Source organism: Amycolatopsis taiwanensis DSM 45107 (genome assembly GCF_000519205.1).
Lineage (GTDB): Bacteria > Actinomycetota > Actinomycetes > Mycobacteriales > Pseudonocardiaceae > Amycolatopsis_E > Amycolatopsis_E taiwanensis.
This window is the reverse complement of the sequence record NZ_JAFB01000037.1, coordinates 56,350-70,852: the sequence shown is the minus strand read 5'-3', so window position 1 is coordinate 70,852 and position 14,503 is coordinate 56,350. Positions and strand designations below refer to the sequence as shown.

General features: G+C 67.0%; 16 protein-coding genes. 13 read left to right on the top strand and 3 right to left on the bottom strand.

Annotated features, from left to right (window positions below; all coding sequences use genetic code 11):
• The first annotated feature begins 312 nt into the window (after positions 1–312).
• Both A3CU_RS0127190 and A3CU_RS0127185 read left to right on the top strand, forming a co-directional pair.
• A complete protein-coding gene (locus A3CU_RS0127190) occupies positions 313–1,116 on the top strand; it encodes an LLM class flavin-dependent oxidoreductase (protein ID WP_027944960.1) in 804 nt (267 codons plus the stop codon).
• A gap of 92 nt (positions 1,117–1,208) precedes the next feature.
• Positions 1,209–2,063: an alpha/beta fold hydrolase gene (locus tag A3CU_RS0127185; RefSeq protein ID WP_027944959.1), complete on the top strand. Its 855-nt coding sequence runs from the start codon at positions 1,209–1,211 to the stop codon at positions 2,061–2,063.
• A 443-nt stretch (positions 2,064–2,506) separates the two neighbouring features.
• Here the strand turns inward: A3CU_RS0127185 and A3CU_RS0127175 are convergent, their stop codons facing one another.
• Positions 2,507–3,346, bottom strand: a complete 840-nt coding sequence (locus A3CU_RS0127175) for an SAM-dependent methyltransferase (RefSeq protein WP_027944958.1) — start codon at positions 3,344–3,346, stop codon at positions 2,507–2,509.
• A 209-nt stretch (positions 3,347–3,555) separates the two neighbouring features.
• Here A3CU_RS0127175 and A3CU_RS55785 point away from each other — a divergent pair, with 209 nt between their 5' ends.
• The 10 genes from A3CU_RS55785 (at position 3,556) to A3CU_RS0127130 (ending at position 10,797) form a co-directional block, all read left to right on the top strand.
• Positions 3,556–3,918: a Tn3 family transposase gene (locus A3CU_RS55785; RefSeq protein WP_425388283.1), complete on the top strand. Its 363-nt coding sequence runs from the start codon at positions 3,556–3,558 to the stop codon at positions 3,916–3,918.
• Positions 3,861–4,238 (top strand): Tn3 family transposase, encoded by a 378-nt coding sequence (locus tag A3CU_RS55205; RefSeq protein ID WP_063628898.1) that lies wholly within the window; start codon positions 3,861–3,863, stop codon positions 4,236–4,238. The genes A3CU_RS55785 and A3CU_RS55205 overlap by 58 nt, the downstream gene beginning before the upstream one ends.
• Entirely contained in the window at positions 4,229–4,447 is a 219-nt protein-coding gene (locus A3CU_RS0127165; protein ID WP_027944957.1) for a helix-turn-helix domain-containing protein, read from the top strand. The genes A3CU_RS55205 and A3CU_RS0127165 overlap by 10 nt, the downstream gene beginning before the upstream one ends.
• A 1-nt stretch (position 4,448) precedes the next feature.
• Positions 4,449–5,009 carry a Clp protease N-terminal domain-containing protein gene (locus tag A3CU_RS46815; RefSeq protein ID WP_052372240.1) on the top strand — a complete coding sequence of 187 codons (561 nt, stop codon included), beginning with the start codon at positions 4,449–4,451 and terminating at the stop codon, positions 5,007–5,009.
• 4 nt (positions 5,010–5,013) lie between these two features.
• Positions 5,014–5,331 carry a hypothetical protein gene (locus A3CU_RS0127155; protein WP_027944956.1) on the top strand — a complete coding sequence of 106 codons (318 nt, stop codon included), beginning with the start codon at positions 5,014–5,016 and terminating at the stop codon, positions 5,329–5,331.
• 510 nt (positions 5,332–5,841) lie between these two features.
• Positions 5,842–6,420: a helix-turn-helix domain-containing protein gene (locus A3CU_RS0127150; protein ID WP_027944955.1), complete on the top strand. Its 579-nt coding sequence runs from the start codon at positions 5,842–5,844 to the stop codon at positions 6,418–6,420.
• A 126-nt stretch (positions 6,421–6,546) separates the two neighbouring features.
• The gene (gene speB, locus A3CU_RS0127145; RefSeq protein ID WP_027944954.1) at positions 6,547–7,530 is read left to right on the top strand and encodes an agmatinase; all 984 of its coding nucleotides are present in this window, start codon (positions 6,547–6,549) and stop codon (positions 7,528–7,530) included.
• Between the two features lie 15 nt (positions 7,531–7,545).
• Positions 7,546–8,988: a purine-cytosine permease family protein gene (locus A3CU_RS0127140; protein WP_027944953.1), complete on the top strand. Its 1,443-nt coding sequence runs from the start codon at positions 7,546–7,548 to the stop codon at positions 8,986–8,988.
• Position 8,989: 1 nt separating this feature from the next.
• Complete coding sequence (locus A3CU_RS0127135; protein WP_027944952.1) at positions 8,990–9,829, top strand: nitrilase-related carbon-nitrogen hydrolase; 840 nt, start codon at positions 8,990–8,992, stop codon at positions 9,827–9,829.
• Entirely contained in the window at positions 9,826–10,797 is a 972-nt protein-coding gene (locus tag A3CU_RS0127130) for a carbon-nitrogen hydrolase family protein (RefSeq protein ID WP_043842666.1), read from the top strand. Before A3CU_RS0127135 ends, A3CU_RS0127130 begins: the two co-directional genes overlap by 4 nt.
• 171 nt (positions 10,798–10,968) lie before the next feature.
• Here A3CU_RS0127130 and A3CU_RS0127125 read toward each other — a convergent pair whose 3' ends face one another.
• Positions 10,969–11,658, bottom strand: a complete 690-nt coding sequence (locus A3CU_RS0127125) for a GntR family transcriptional regulator (protein ID WP_027944950.1) — start codon at positions 11,656–11,658, stop codon at positions 10,969–10,971.
• A gap of 138 nt (positions 11,659–11,796) precedes the next feature.
• On the opposite strand from A3CU_RS0127125, the gene A3CU_RS0127120 reads away from it, so the two are divergent.
• Positions 11,797–13,536 carry a sigma-54-dependent Fis family transcriptional regulator gene (locus A3CU_RS0127120; protein ID WP_052372236.1) on the top strand — a complete coding sequence of 580 codons (1,740 nt, stop codon included), beginning with the start codon at positions 11,797–11,799 and terminating at the stop codon, positions 13,534–13,536.
• Between the two features lie 10 nt (positions 13,537–13,546).
• On the opposite strand, the gene A3CU_RS0127115 is transcribed toward A3CU_RS0127120, so the two are convergent.
• On the bottom strand, positions 13,547–14,356 hold the full coding sequence (locus A3CU_RS0127115) for an SDR family NAD(P)-dependent oxidoreductase (protein WP_245617366.1): 810 nt from the start codon (positions 14,354–14,356) through the stop codon (positions 13,547–13,549).
• Between the last annotated feature and the right edge of the window lie 147 nt (positions 14,357–14,503).

Below are 14,503 nucleotides of genomic sequence, written 5' to 3'. Positions count from 1 at the left end.
CACCCCCGGCCGCCACCGGCCGCACGATCTCACACGCGCCCACGGCCACGCGGCCGTCATCACCGAGAAACCGAGGAGCACCAACAGGAAGCAAGATGCTTGCCGTGGCAACATCCACTGTTGCCGGGCAGCCGGGCCAGCAGTCTCATGTTCAGGGTGTTCGCAGGAGCGTGTACACGATCTCGGCTGCACCGATGAATTTCGGGTGGGTCCACGGTCGATATCGCTGGATATACCGACGGAGATGATCATGGACCTTCCCCAGGGGTGGGAGGCCAGGTGATCTCGCCGACCGCAGAGAGGAATCCAGGTATGACGAGACCGTTTCGATTCGGGGTCGTTGCCCCGCTCAGAACTGACCTGCCGACGTGGCGAGACCGTGTGCGCCGCATCGCCGACAGCGGCTACTCGACGCTGCTGGTGCCCGACTTCCCCCAGACGCAACCGGCGCCCGGCCCCATGCTGGCCACCGCCGCGGCCCTTACCGACCTGCGCGTAGGTACCTGGGTGTATGCCTCTCCGCTACGCCCGGCCTGGCTGACGGCGTGGGAAGCGCACTCGCTGTCGCTGATGACCGGCGGTCGCTTCGAGATGGGCATCGGAGTCGGCAGACCAGGAATTGAGGACGAACTGCGCAACAAGGGACTGCCCGTCGTCCCGCCGAACGAGCGGCTGGCCCAGATACGTGAGACCGTAAGAACGCTGCGAGATCTCGACGGTGCCGACCATCACACGCCCGTGGCGATGGCCGTGCTCGGTCCAAAAGCCCGGGCGCTGGCGGCTGAGGTCGCAGACACGGTCACCTTCGCGCTGGGGAACCAGCCTCGGGTCGAAGTCGAGCGGCTGGCACGCGAGTTCCGCACCAGCAGAGGCCCCGAACTCGCGCTCGCCGTGCCGGTTGTTGGCGACACGGTCGCGCCATACATGGCACATCCCGATACCGACCCTGTTGCGCTTCGCGCGGCGGACGCGCTGACCGTACTTCCGGATGACCCCGCGGCCGCGCTCGAGGAGATCCAGCGACGGCGGGAGGAGATCGGCTTCTCCTATTTCGTCTTCGGTGCCGACTTTGCCGACAGGTTCGCTCCGGTCGTAGCCAAGCTCGCCCGACGGTAGTTGGGCGGCGAGGAAGCGTCCACGATGAAGCGCGCCGCGAGGTGAGAAAAGTAGCGTGTGTCGCAGTGGCGCGCCTGACCAGGAGGTTGACGATGCATTCGACGGTCTGCTCGTTCCGCACACTCGACGGCGTCACGCTCGGGGTCGAGCGTTTCGGTGATCCGGCGGCACCCCTCGTGCTGCTTGCGGGTGGCACGACCATGCTGTCCTGGCCCGACCCGCTCTGCACGGCGCTCGCTCGCGGCGGACGTCATGTCGTGCGCTACGACCTGCGCGACTCCGGCACGTCCACGACCGTCGACCCCGAGGCGCCGGCCTACACGCTGCGCGACCTCGCGGCCGACGCCGCCGCGCTCGCCCGCGGACTCAGCGAGCGACCGGCGCATCTGGCGGGTATCGGTGTCGGCGGGATGGTCGCCCAGGTCGCCGCGCTCGACCATCCGGACGTGTTCTCGGCGCTGACCCTCGCTGGGACGCGACCCATCGCACCTGGCCCAGTCGACGACGACCTGCCCGACCACGACGCGGCGACGATGAACCGGCTGTTCGCGCTCCCGGCGCCCGACTGGTCCGACCGCGCCACCGTAGCGGAGCGCGCCGCCGCCAGCGCGGAAATCCTCGGCGACGACCCCACCGCAGCACGTGCGACCGCTGAACGCGTCTTCGACCGCACACCGAGCACGGAGCCCGCGGTCCAGATGGCCAATCAGCTGGGCATCGTGTTCTCCAAGCTCGACTGCACGCCGCGCTGGCGAGAGCGCCTGCCCAACCTCGCGATACCGGCGCTCGTGGTGCACGGTCGGCACAACAGGTTCTTCCCCGTCGGCAACGGCCAGGCGCTCGCGCGGACGATCCCTGGCGCGCGGCTGCTCGTGCTCGAACAGGCCGCGACCGCGATCCCCGACACGGCCGCCGATGAGGTCGCAGCGGCGATGCTCGCGCTCTAGGCGTTCATTGACCAGGGTTGTCCGCCGCCAAGCCGAACACCACTGTCGAACGAGCGGTCACGGACTTCACCAGCGCCGATTTGACTGGCCTCGACCTGCACGGTATCGATTTCGGTCGGTTGGCCCGTCCTCACTACCCGATGGCAGCCTGAATGGGAAAACTCGATCCGCGAGGTCTCCGTCCCGTATCAAAGCTGGTTGTATAGGTCATTATACGCCAACCATCAGTCCGATCTTTACTGTCTGATCGTGGCAGTATCGACGCTGGACTTGGACCGTCCGTCCGTTCTCGACCTCCTTGACGTGCACCCATTCCTTCGTGACCGAGGTGCACATGGTGATCGCCTCGGTATGGGTCGTGATTCTCCGTCTTGGCGCCGTGCATCAGGCCAGGCAGTGCAACAGGTCCGCTGCAGTTGATCGCGAAGCGCTTTGTGGGAGAATCAAGATTTGCGGGCGACGCCGGCGATGGCCAGCGTGGCGGCGGGATCTCCCTCGAAGGCCTGCTCGTCGCTGGCGGCAAGTTCTGGGTGCCACTGGGGAGTCCATACCAGGCCCGGATCGATCAGCTCGAAGTCACCGAAAAACTTGCGCACCTCGGAACGACCGCGGAGGTGGGCATTGCTGGTGGTGGCCACATAGCGGGCGGCGACTTCTTGCAGGGCCGGCGTGGTGTCCTCGTCCGTGCAGTGGCTGAGCACGAGCAGCGATCCAGAGGGAAGCTGATCGCGGTAGAAATCCAACATCTGTTCGGGGTGCTGGTCGGGCACCACGAAATGCAGGAGGGCACTGACCAGCAGGCAAATCGGGCGGTCGGGATCCAGCCTTCCGGTCTCGATAACCCGTTTCCACAAGGTGAACCCATCAAGGAAGTCGGCGTCGACGGCGAAGTGTCGCTCGGGGTCAGCGGTATCGGCGAGCAGGATTTGGGCGTGCGCTCGGGCCACGGGATCATTGTCGACATAGACCACGCGGGCGTCCTGCCCGCTTTCGTCGGCGATCTCGTGCACATTGCCCTGAGTTGGCAAACCTGAGCCGATATCGACAAACTGCGTGATGCCACAAACCCGCCGGGCGTAACGCACGGCCCGACGCACAAACGCCCGGTTCTCGCGGGCAAAGATCCGAGCTTCCGGCATCATGTCGACCATCCGCTGACCAAACTCACGGTCGATGGCGTAGTTGTGCTGACCGCCGAGATAGAAGTCGTACACCCGCCCTGTGCTGGGCCGACTGAGGCTGGACTCCAAAGTCTCGCGCGCCCGATCGAGATCCTCGCTCATCGCCTGCCTCAATCCACAAGATCACCGGATGTACCGGACACCCTACAACAAACCGTCGTCACGACCGGGCCGCTCCTGACCAATTGCCAGGTGACGGTGGGGTCACCGCGCCCGGCCAGTGGCCCGGACGAGCGGTTGCCGTCATCTGAGGAGTCGCTACGTCACAGATCACCGACCCGACCACGTTCATCACCGGCCTGCGGCAGTGCATGACCAAGGCACTGACCCGGCTCCATCCGCCTCTACCGGCCGGACGAGACACCGCCTGCGCCCAGCACGGTTCGGTGCTGACCCGCCAGATCCGATGGGAGCTGATCGCCCAGCAGTACGACCAGATGGTGAAGTCCGCCACCGCGCTGCGGCTGAGCACCGCCGAATCGGAGTCCATCTGCGCCGGTTTACTCGCGGCGGTCCCAAACACCCCACCTACCAAGCACTCGAAGAACTCAGGGAGCGGTGAGAACGATCTTCGCCTGCGACTTCCTCGCCTCGCCCGAACGCAGGCGCGAGATCCATGGCGGACTCCAGGCGGTGGAACGCCGTCATCTTCTACGGCAAGGACGGCGACCTGACCGGCCCCGACCGCGAGCACGCCGAGGTCTCCATGCTCGCGCTGCACCTGCCGCAATCCGTGCTCGTGCACATCAACACCCTGCTGCAAGCCGTGCTCGAAGTACCACAGTTCCACGACGGCGTCGGCCGCGACGAGCGCCGCGCCCTGACGCCGTTGTTCTGGACCCACATCAACCCCTACGGACGCTTCCGGCTCAACATGGACACCCGCCTCGAACTCGGTCGTATTTCTGGTGCCAGTGCCCATCCCACCGCAAGAATTCGTCAGCTTATGTTGACGACCCACTGTCGTCAACATAAGCTGACGGCATGGAGATGAGAGCGGAGATCGCCGAGAGCGCGGCCAGCGCTGACCCTGACGTGGGCTTGCGGGCGGTGGCGGCGTTGCGGACGCTGACCGAGGAACTGGAAGCGCTGCAGGTGGATCGAGCGCGCAGGTCGGGCTGGTCCTGGCAGGACATCGCGGCCCGGCTCGGCGTGAGCAAGCAGACCGTGCATCGCAAGCACGGGCGCAGGGTTCGGGGGTGAAATGAGGAACCAGCAGTTCGGCGATGATGCGCGCGCCCTGGTGCGGACCGCGCATGAACGCGCCCGCGTACTCGGGCATCCCGGGATCGGATCCGAGCACCTGCTCTACGCGGTCGCGGACTCGCCTACCCGAGTGGGCGCGGTGGCCAGGGAACACGGCCTCACTCCCGACGGCGTCGCCGTGCAGACCGACCGGCTCCTAGCCGGGCCGCGCAGTGTGTTCGACGGTCTGGACGCCGACGCGCTGGCTTCGATCGGCATCGACCTGGACGCGGTGCGGGAGGCGGTCGAGGCCAATTTCGGTCCAGCGCACGTGTCCTCGCCCTGGGCGCGGCGACGGCGTGTGCGGTTGCCCGGACATCTGCCGGTCACCGGCCGGGCACGGTCGTGCATGCAGGCCGCGGTGCGGGAGGCCGGCCGCGGTAGCGCGGCTCGGGTCGCCGCGCACCATCTCGGCGCTGCGGTGGTCGCGGCCGACGGTGGACTGGTGCCGCCCATCCTGGCCGCACTCGGTGTCTCGTCACCCATGCTGTGCACGGCGATTCTCGAAACCGCCCGGTGACGACATGGCCGGGCAGGCGGATACGTCGCGGCGCCGACAGCGCGATCGCGGCCTGTGGTGGCTGCTGGGAACGACGCTGGTGGCCTGGGCGGGCAGTTGGCGAATCATCTATCTGGAAGTGACGCGCTGGCATCACATGAACTCACGCCTCCGCTTCACCCCACCGCCCGCGCCGCCCGGCGCCCCGCCCCCGCACGCCGGGCTACCAGTGATCATGGCACTCACCGTCGCCGGTACCGCACCACTACTGACCATTCTGGCCACGACACTGCTGGTCGTGAAGTCGACCGCGCGATCCAGGCGCAAGAACCGAAGCGAGTAACGCCGATCCGCCGGACAACGCCACCGTGACCGAGGCGCGGGCAGCCCGAACCCTCGGGCAAACAGGGCATCAGGATCAAAACCCTGAAGGACCCGATCCCGATCGTCAACTACCACCGAAATCCACGGGCGCCTCCTGCGCCACGTCGCCCACGACGCCGTCAACGCCATCGACACCGCCCTCACCAACGCCGAAAACGACTCACACAACCGCACCGATTTCGATTCCGCGGCTGTGCGCGGAGATCTGGCGGGCCACCGGCGACGAGAGTGCTGCCCAGTGCGGTCTTCAACCGGGCGATGCGCTCTTTTCGCCGGGCTCTCCGCGGCCTCCGCATCGCCGGTCTTGATGGCGTCCAAGGTGCGTCAGTGCTGCCTTGGTGTCCACTTTGGACTTTGGCTTCGTGGCCGGCCGGTCATCGTCGTGCGCGTGGGTTAGGCTCGGTATCGACAGGCTCACCACAGGGATATCTCCGGGTACGATACATAGCTTCGGGTACCGTAAGGCGGTATGCGCCCGATGCCACTGGAGCCGAGCCCGCGCCGCCCCCCGGTCGGCTCGCGGTTGCGGGCAGCACGACAGGCTCGACAGTTGACGATCGAGGAGGTCGCCGGCGTCACGGGCCTGACCAAAGGCTTTCTCTCACGGGTCGAGCGCGACTTGACTTCGCCGAGCGTCGCGACTCTGATCACCCTGTGCGACGTGCTCCACGTCCCTATCGGGTCGTTGTTCGAAACACCCGACGTTCAACTGGTCCGCGGAGGAACCGGCGCAAAGGTCAACCTCGGCGGGGTCAGCGTGGAAGAACGCTTGCTCACACCTCGTGGCGAGTCGCGCGTCCAGGTGATCCGATCAGTCATCGACAGCGAGGGACATGGTGGAGATGATCTCTACGCCGTCGCTGCAGACGTCGATGTCCTCCACGTGCTGCGAGGTCGCATCATTGTCCGTTTCTCCGACGAGGAGTGGGAGCTCACGCAAGGGGACAGCCTGACCTTCAACGGGCACGAGCCACACACCTGGCGGGTCGTGTCGGACGATGGAGCCGAGGTGATCTGGGTACTTGTACCCGCCCTCTGGAGCTCCTGACCCCTCGGAGTAGCTGATCGACGCATCGCGCGCTTGACGTTTCCGCGGCAAGACGCGTACGTTGTCGTACGCTCGCTGATGCCAATTAAGCAACAAATGATTCGTATCAAACAACAAGGGGGTTGTGTGTCAACACAGCCGATCGGCCCGATCGACAGCTCGAAGACGCCGCGATATGCGGGGCCGGCATCCTTCGCGCGACTCCCGCGTCTCGACCAGGTTCCTCGTGCCGACATCGTCGTTGCCGGCGTCCCGTTCGACACCGGTGTCTCGTACCGCCCGGGGGCTCGTTTCGGCCCGACACACATCCGCGAGGGCTCCCGGCTGCTGCGCCCGTACCACCCGGCCCTTGACGTGTCACCATTCGAGATCGCGCAGGTTGCTGACGCCGGCGACATCGCGGTGAACCCATTTGACATCCACGAGGCGATCGACACAATCCAGGCCGCGGCGCTCGAGTTGACCGCCGGCGGGGCGAGACTGGTCACTCTGGGCGGAGACCACACCATCGCGCTCCCGCTGCTGCGTGCCGCGGCCGAACGGCACGGCCCGGTCGCGCTGCTCCACTTCGATGCTCATCTGGACACGTGGGACACATACTTCGGTGCCGAGTACACGCACGGCACGCCGTTCCGTCGCGCGGTCGAGGAAGGAATCCTCGACACCGAGGCGCTCAGCCACGTCGGCACCCGTGGACCGCTTTACGGCAAACGCGACCTCACCGACGATCGGCGCTTCGGGTTCGGCATCGTAACCTCGACGGACGTGTACCGACAAGGTGTCGACGATGTCGTGGCGAAGCTGCGTGACCGCATCGGAACGCGGCCGCTCTACATCTCGATCGACATCGACGTTTTGGACCCAGCACACGCGCCGGGCACCGGCACCCCGGAGGCGGGCGGGATCACCAGCCGTGAGCTGCTCGAGATCCTGCGCGGCTTCGACGGGCTCAACCTCGTCGGCGCGGACGTCGTCGAGGTCGCTCCCGCGTACGACCACGCCGACCTGACCGGCATCGCCGCCTCGCACGTGACGTACGACCTCGTCACCCTGCTCGCCACGCGTCATGCGCAGTCCGAGAACTCCACCCGCCACCGGAGCCGGCACTAGCCCGAAAGGACAACGATGTCTGCCACCTCGTCAACGACGCCATCCACAGCTCCGGTCATAGAGCGACGATCGATCGACTACGTGCCCCGGTCCGAACGCCACGGCAAGGTGTGGCATCAAGGACCTTTCTGGTTCACGGGCAATTTCGTAATTCTCACGATGCTCGTCGGCTTCACCGGGCCGAGCATGGGCCTCAGCGTTGGCTGGGCAGTCCTCGCCGTCGCACTCGGCGCCGGGTTCGGGACCTTCTTCATGGCCTTCCACGCGAACCAGGGCCCGCGGATGGGTCTGCCGCAGATGATCCAGTCCCGGGCGCAGTTCGGCAGCCGCGGCGTCATCGTCCCCTTCGCCGCAACCGTCTTCGTCTACATCGGCTTCATCGTGTTCGACACGATCATCGCCACCGAGGGGCTGCAGCTGGTCCTGCCGGCGTCGAAGTGGTTCTGGTATCCCGCATTGGTAGCCATCTCGATCGTCATCGCCGTCGTCGGGCACGACCTGCTGCATTTCGTGCAGCGCTGGCTCACCTACATCCTTATCGCCGTGTTCGGCATCGTAACGGTCCTGGCGATCTTCGTGCTCCCGGTCGAGGCCGGTGCTCCCGCGACGTCCGCCGGCTGGGATCTGACGGCCTTCTTCGTCCAGTTCTCTCTCGCCGCCGGTTACAACATCAGCTACGCCGTCTACGTCTCGGACTACTCCCGCTACCTGCCGGAAGACGCGCCGGCCGGCAAGCTCATCGGCTGGACCTACCTCGGCGCCGCCGGATCGGCGATCTGGCTCATGTCACTGGGTGCGGTGCTCGGCAGCAAGATCGCCGGCGCCGACGGGATCCCCGCACTCCTGACCACCGGCAACCTGCTCTTCCCCGGTTTCGGCACAGTCGTCGTAGTCGTGGGCTCGATCGCGCTCGTCACCATCATGGGCGTCAACGCCTACGGCGCCATGCTCACCGGCATCAGCACCGTTGACGGCTTCAAGTCCGTACGCCCCAGCATCCGCATCCGAGTCATCGGACTAACCGTCGTCGGACTCATCACCATCGCGATCGCCGTCGCGATCCCCACCGACTATCTCGACAGCTTCAACTCGTTCGTAATCATGATGCTGTACTTCCTCGTGCCGTGGACCGCGGTAAACCTCGTCGACTTCTACTTCATCCGCCACGGCCGCTACGCGATCACCGAGATCTTCTCGATCGACGGCCTCTACGGCCGCTGGGCGTGGCGCGGGGTCGTGGCCTACCTCGTCGGGTTCGTCGCGATGGGACCGTTCTTCTCCACCAGCTTCTTCACCGGGCCGGTCGCCGCCGCACTCGGTGGCGCCGACATCGCCTTCGCAGTCGGACTGGTCGTCTCCGGCGGGCTCTACTACCTCCTCGCCCGCAACCTCGACGTCGAGGCCGAAGAGCGCAAACGCCGAGAGAGCCAGCTCGCCCTGGAAGGAACGGCCGACTGAGATGCCCGAGATGGTCACCGTCAGCTGCCGGCAGGTCCCTTCCGTCGTCGGCGACGCTCCTGGAAACCGGCGACGGATCACCGCCGAGGCGCGCGCTGCGGCGGCGGCCGGCGCAGACATCGTGCTCTTCCCCGAGCTAGCCGCCAGTGGCTACGACTTCGCCTCCGCAGAGCAGGCGCGAGCCGAGGCCGTGCCCCTGGACGGGCCGCTCCTCGACGAGTGGCGGGCGCTGGCGGGCGAGCTCGGGATCGTGCTCGTCGCCGGATATCCCGAACTCGGCGACAACGGCCATGTCTACAACTCGGCCGTGCTCATCGACCCCGACGGCGTCCGGGCGAACTACCGGAAGGCGCACCTATGGGACCGGGAAGCCGATCACTTCACCCCGGGCGCGGCACCCCCACCCGTCGTTGACACCATCCTCGGCCGGCTCGGCCTCCTGATCTGCTACGACCTCGAGTTCCCGGAGTGGGTGCGGCTGGCCGCCCTCGACGGCGCGGAGCTGCTGTGCGCTCCCGTCAGCTGGCCCGCCTTCCCGCGCCCGGCCGGCGAGCGGCCCAACGAGGTCGTGAAGGTGCAGGCCGGCGCCGGGGTGAACCGGATGCCGATCGCCGTGTGCGATCGTGTCGACGCCGACCACGGTGCCGCATGGCTGGGCGGGTCAGTGATCGTCGACCCGGACGGATACCCGCTCACGAGCCTCGCGCTCGGCGAAGAGGCGGCGATCACCGCGACCATCGACCTTGCCGCATCCCGAGACAAGTCCATCGGCGAGCGTAACGACGTCTTCGCCGACCGGCGCCCGCAGCTCTACGGCGCGATCACGAAGGAACGCGTATGAGCCGGACCACCACAGTCGCTATCGTGCAGCAGCCACCGGCGGTCCTGGACCTCACGGGATCGCTCGAGCGCGCCGCAGACCACATCGCGGCCGCCGCCGACCTCGGAGCGGACCTCGTCGTTTTCCCCGAGACCTGGCTCACCTGCTACCCCGCCTGGGCCTTCGGCCTCGCCGGCTGGGCGAACCCCGAGGCTCGACACTGGCACGGGCGACTCCTCGCGGAAAGCCCGGTCCTCGGCGGCATCGGCGACCGGAACGACGGCATCGCGCCGTTGCGCGCCGCAGCGGCGGAACACGGCGTGACCGTCGTCATCGGGTTGAACGAGCGCTCGGCCCGGGGCGGAACGCTCTACAACAGCCTCGCGACGATTGGCCCCGACGGGCTCCTCCTGAACGTGCACCGCAAGCTCATGCCGACGCACACCGAGCGGACCATCTGGGGTATCGGGGACGCGGCGGGCCTTCACGTTGTCGACACTCCCGCCGGTCGTATCGGCGGCCTCGTCTGCTGGGAGCACTGGATGCCGCCGGCACGACAGACCCTGCACGCCGCGTCCGAGCAGATCCATGTCGCCGCATGGCCGGACACTCCGGAGATGCATCAGATCGCGGCGCGCAGTTACGCGTTCGAAGGGCGATGCTTCGTCGCGTCAGCCGGACTCTATCTAACCTCGAACGACGTACCCGCCGAGCTGCTGGACGCCTATCTGGCAGGGGTCGGGCCAGACATACCCAGCGAGGGCGCGCTGTTCGACGGCGGCTCGTCGATCATCGGGCCGGACGGCATGTGGATCGTCGAGCCCGTCCACGGGCGACCCGAGATCGTCACCGCCATTCTTGACCTGTCGGCGATCGACCGCGAGCACCAGGACCTCGACGTCGTCGGCCACTACGCCCGCGACGACATCTTCGAACTCACCGTCGACGCACGCCGGCGATCAGGGGTCACCGTCATCACCGGCCGCTAGCCGGTTTACCGGCGGCCACAGCTCACCGACGCGACGCTCAGTGGCAACAGCGACGAGCCGATCCGGGCGGAAGTCTCGCTCGTGCAGACCTCGAAGGAAGTAAGCGACGCGGTATGCGTCCGGAACGGCCAGCATCATTTCACTACATGCCCTGAGGCACGGGTTGTCCACTCAGGACAGGCGGCGCTGGTACTCCGCGACGGCGAGCTGCCCTGCCTGGTGGATGTGGCTCTCGCAGGCTGCACGCGCGGCACCGGGGTCACGCCGGTCCGCGGCCGCATCGGCGATGCGTCGAACCTGCAGAAGAGACGAGCGAACACGCTCGTCGTCGGTGAAGGCGTAATGACGGAACTGCACGATCCGGGCATGGACTCCTGCCAGGTCCGCTTCCAGAACGTCGTTGCCGACACCCGCCAACAGGATCGCGTAGAAGCGGTCCTTGAGCCTGTTCCGTTCGGCGAGGTCGGCGGCCAGCATCCGGTCTTCCATCAGCGCGACGTGGTCCAGCAAGGCGGCGGCTTGCGCCTCGGAGGCCCGTGCGGCGAACAGTTCCCCGGCGAGCCCCTCCAGCGCGGCACGAACCTCGTAGATGGAGCGGATTTCGTGTGCTGTCAGCACTGTTACGATCGGCCCGCGATGGGGGCGCATCGTGATGAGCCGTTCCGACTCGAGCTGCCGAAGCGCTTCCCGGATCACCGTGCGCGAAACACCGTATCGCGTACAGAGCGCGCTTTCGACGAGCCGGTCCCCCGGCCGTAGTCGCTGCTCGAGGATGTCCATCCGGATCAGCCGCACGACCTCCTCGCGCACGGGCGCCGCGGTGCGCACGACGTTCACGGCGCCCGCCTGCAGGCTGCTCATCCCCCGGTTTCCCCATTGTGGCGTAGTCCTACTTGATTGTATGACGGTATACCCTTCACGATGGCCACAGCGCCTGCGGTGACACTTGTCACGGCTGGACAGTCTCCTCATACCGTCGGCCGGACCAAAGGAGTTCTGGTGCTAGACAGTGCCCGGATCGAGGAAGCGAAGGCCGCATGCCTGCTCGCCACAGAACCGACGTCGACACCGTCCGCGGAACTCGTAAGCTCGTGGCGGCGCAGCCACGCAGCGCTAGGTACCCCGGCCAACGTCCGGGACGTGCCATGCGTTGCCGAAGACCTGCTCGACGCCCGGTTACTGGAGATGTTCCGGGCGCCGCTGCAACGGTTCACGGAGACGCTGGGCGACACTGGTCTCGGCCTGCTGCTGTCCGACCCCAGCGGCCGGATCCTGGAATGCTGGTCGGCCGACAGCACGGCGGAACGCCATCTGGAGAGTGTCGGCACGCTGCGGGGCGCGGTCCTGTCCGAGGAGACGGTCGGCACGAACGGGGTGGGCACAGCACTCGCGACCGGCCACCTCGTCCAGGTTCGCGGACCCGAACACTTCGCCGACTTCTATCGCGGCGCCATGTGTACCGGAGCGCCGGTGCGACATCCGGTCACCGGGCGGATACTCGGCGCCATAACCCTTTCTTGCGAGATCGCGCCTCGCCCCGAACTGCTCCCTCCGTTGCTCCGGACCGTCAGCGCGCAGCTCCAGCACCAGGTGCTCGAAGTTGAGCGTCCAGCGTCGCGGCGCGCGCTGGAGACGTTCGTGACCATGGCGAGTTCACACACCGATCCGGTGGTCGTACTGGGACCGCGGGGGCTGGTCATGCAAAATGCGCAGGCCAGCAGGCTCGGCCCGGAACGCATCGCGGAAATACAGGAGGTCTGCCGCGACATCAGCCCGGGCAAAGACGGAACCCGCCTGATCCGGACGCCGAACCTCACCCTCGAGGTGAACTCCGCGGAACCGGGCAATCACCTCGTGGTCATCCGGTCCGGACCGATCCCTGCCCATACGGGATCGGGCACCCGCGCCACCGGACCGGCCCGGCCGGCATCGGTGCTGGCCGGACGCAGTCCGGACTGGCTGGCCGCCCTGCGCGAGGTGGCCCGTGCGCGAGCCGAGCGGTGGTCGCCGGTGGTCCTCGCGGGCGAACCGGGCACGGGCAAGCTGTCCGTGGCCCTGGGCACGCCGTCCATGCCCGGTCGCTACCCGGCCGGGCATTCGGTGCTCGACTCCGCGGAGAGCCACGTCATCGGCTCGCGCGACTGGCTGCGAAAAGTCGCGGCCATCATCTCGTCGGACGAAGTAGTCTGCGTGCGGGCGGCGGAAACGCTGGACCGGGCCACCCTGGCCGGGCTGCGGTCGGTGCTCGAAACCGCGGCCACCACCACGCCGCTCGTCACACTGTCCACCGCGGACAAACGGGAGGCGGAGGATCTCGCGGTGCGACTCGGCGGCGACCGCGTCATCTGGATCCCGCCGCTGCGCGACCGCGTGGCCGACCTTCCCGAACTGTGGAACGCCTTCGCCCGGACCGCGGCGCCGGCCGCCCGGCTCACGCTGAGCGAAGCCGCGCTGCGAGTGCTGCGTGCGCACCGTTGGCCAGGCAACCTCGTCGAGTTGCGGTCCGTGGTCCAGCGGCTGGCCAGCGCCGGCAAGATCGGCCCGGTCGAGGTCGGCGACCTGCCCGCCTCCTTGCGGAGCGAGGACCCCGCGTTGCCGTTGATCGAGCAGGTCGAACTGCGTGCGATCCGCCAGGCGTTGCAGGAAGCCGGCGGAAACAGGGCGCAAGCGGCGAAGATACTCGGTATTTCGCGAGCGACCATCTACCGCAAGATGAAGACCTACCGCCTCACGCTATAAGCGCCGGCCCTCACTGGGCGAGGTAGCCGCCATCGATGACGAGTTCCGCACCCGTCATGAAACTCGACTCGTCGCTGGCCAGATACACGGCGCCGTAAGCGATTTCCTCGGACGTGCCCGGCCTGCCCATCGGCGTCTGACTCACCACATACGCGTTCACGTCGGCGTCTTGCGCGTCGGTAAGCGGCGTGGCGATAAAACCAGGATGCAGCGAATTGACGCGGATACCATCCCGGGCGTGCGTGATCGCCACGTTCTTCGACATGGTCCGCACCGCGCCCTTGGTCGCGTGATACGCGTGCGCACCCGCCACCGCGGCCGATCCCCAGATCGACGAGACATTGACGATGGAACCGCCTCCTTGCGCCAGCATCCGCGGGATCACGGTACGCATGCCCAGCCACGTTCCCGTCTGGTTGACCGCGACGACGCGGTTCCAGTCGTCGATACCAAGTTCATGGGCGGGCTCGTAGGTGATGATCCCGGCGTTGTTCACCAACGCGTCGATACTTCCGTGACTGGCAACGGCGTCGTCGACGACTCGTGTCCAGTCCTCCGGGTTGGAAACATCGAGTTGCTGGTATTCGACGTGGGCAGGGACATCGGCGTAATCGCCGGCCTTGCCCCGACTGGTCGCGATCACCGTGGCGCCCTCACGGGCGAACACTTCGGCGATTGACCGGCCGATGCCTCGGCTGGCCCCGGTGACAATGGCGACTTTGCCCGACAAGCGGGGCATGGCTCCTCCTGATGGGACGACCGGACGTGCCGGGCGTGATGCAATGCGCGCTTCGACTCGAGTCTGGAGCCTGCCGGGCACGGCGAGTGCGTCACTTTGAGACAAGGGGTGTCGCATTCTGCGACACCCCTCGCATCCTCCCCAGGTTCCGGATCAAGGTGAGCATATGCCCGGCAGGACGGCACCCGCGTGCCGATCAGCCGCGATGACCGTGACGGATGGTCAGGG

Excerpts from the sequence above, each read along its gene's own strand:
- A3CU_RS0127130 (WP_043842666.1), top strand. The coding sequence starts at position 9,826 with ATGAGCCGGACCACCACAGTCGCTATCGTGCAGCAGCCACCGGCGGTC.
- A3CU_RS0127135 (WP_027944952.1), top strand. The coding sequence starts at position 8,990 with ATGCCCGAGATGGTCACCGTCAGCTGCCGGCAGGTCCCTTCCGTCGTC.
- A3CU_RS0127165 (WP_027944957.1), top strand. The coding sequence starts at position 4,229 with ATGGAGATGAGAGCGGAGATCGCCGAGAGCGCGGCCAGCGCTGACCCT.
- A3CU_RS46815 (WP_052372240.1), top strand. The coding sequence starts at position 4,449 with ATGAGGAACCAGCAGTTCGGCGATGATGCGCGCGCCCTGGTGCGGACC.
- A3CU_RS0127185 (WP_027944959.1), top strand. The coding sequence starts at position 1,209 with ATGCATTCGACGGTCTGCTCGTTCCGCACACTCGACGGCGTCACGCTC.
- A3CU_RS0127140 (WP_027944953.1), top strand. The coding sequence starts at position 7,546 with ATGTCTGCCACCTCGTCAACGACGCCATCCACAGCTCCGGTCATAGAG.
- A3CU_RS0127150 (WP_027944955.1), top strand. The coding sequence starts at position 5,842 with ATGCGCCCGATGCCACTGGAGCCGAGCCCGCGCCGCCCCCCGGTCGGC.
- A3CU_RS0127190 (WP_027944960.1), top strand. The coding sequence starts at position 313 with ATGACGAGACCGTTTCGATTCGGGGTCGTTGCCCCGCTCAGAACTGAC.
- A3CU_RS55205 (WP_063628898.1), top strand. The coding sequence starts at position 3,861 with ATGGCGGACTCCAGGCGGTGGAACGCCGTCATCTTCTACGGCAAGGAC.
- A3CU_RS0127175 (WP_027944958.1), bottom strand. The coding sequence starts at position 3,346 with ATGAGCGAGGATCTCGATCGGGCGCGCGAGACTTTGGAGTCCAGCCTC.
- A3CU_RS0127125 (WP_027944950.1), bottom strand. The coding sequence starts at position 11,658 with ATGAGCAGCCTGCAGGCGGGCGCCGTGAACGTCGTGCGCACCGCGGCG.
- A3CU_RS55785 (WP_425388283.1), top strand. The coding sequence starts at position 3,556 with ATGACCAAGGCACTGACCCGGCTCCATCCGCCTCTACCGGCCGGACGA.
- A3CU_RS0127155 (WP_027944956.1), top strand. The coding sequence starts at position 5,014 with ATGGCCGGGCAGGCGGATACGTCGCGGCGCCGACAGCGCGATCGCGGC.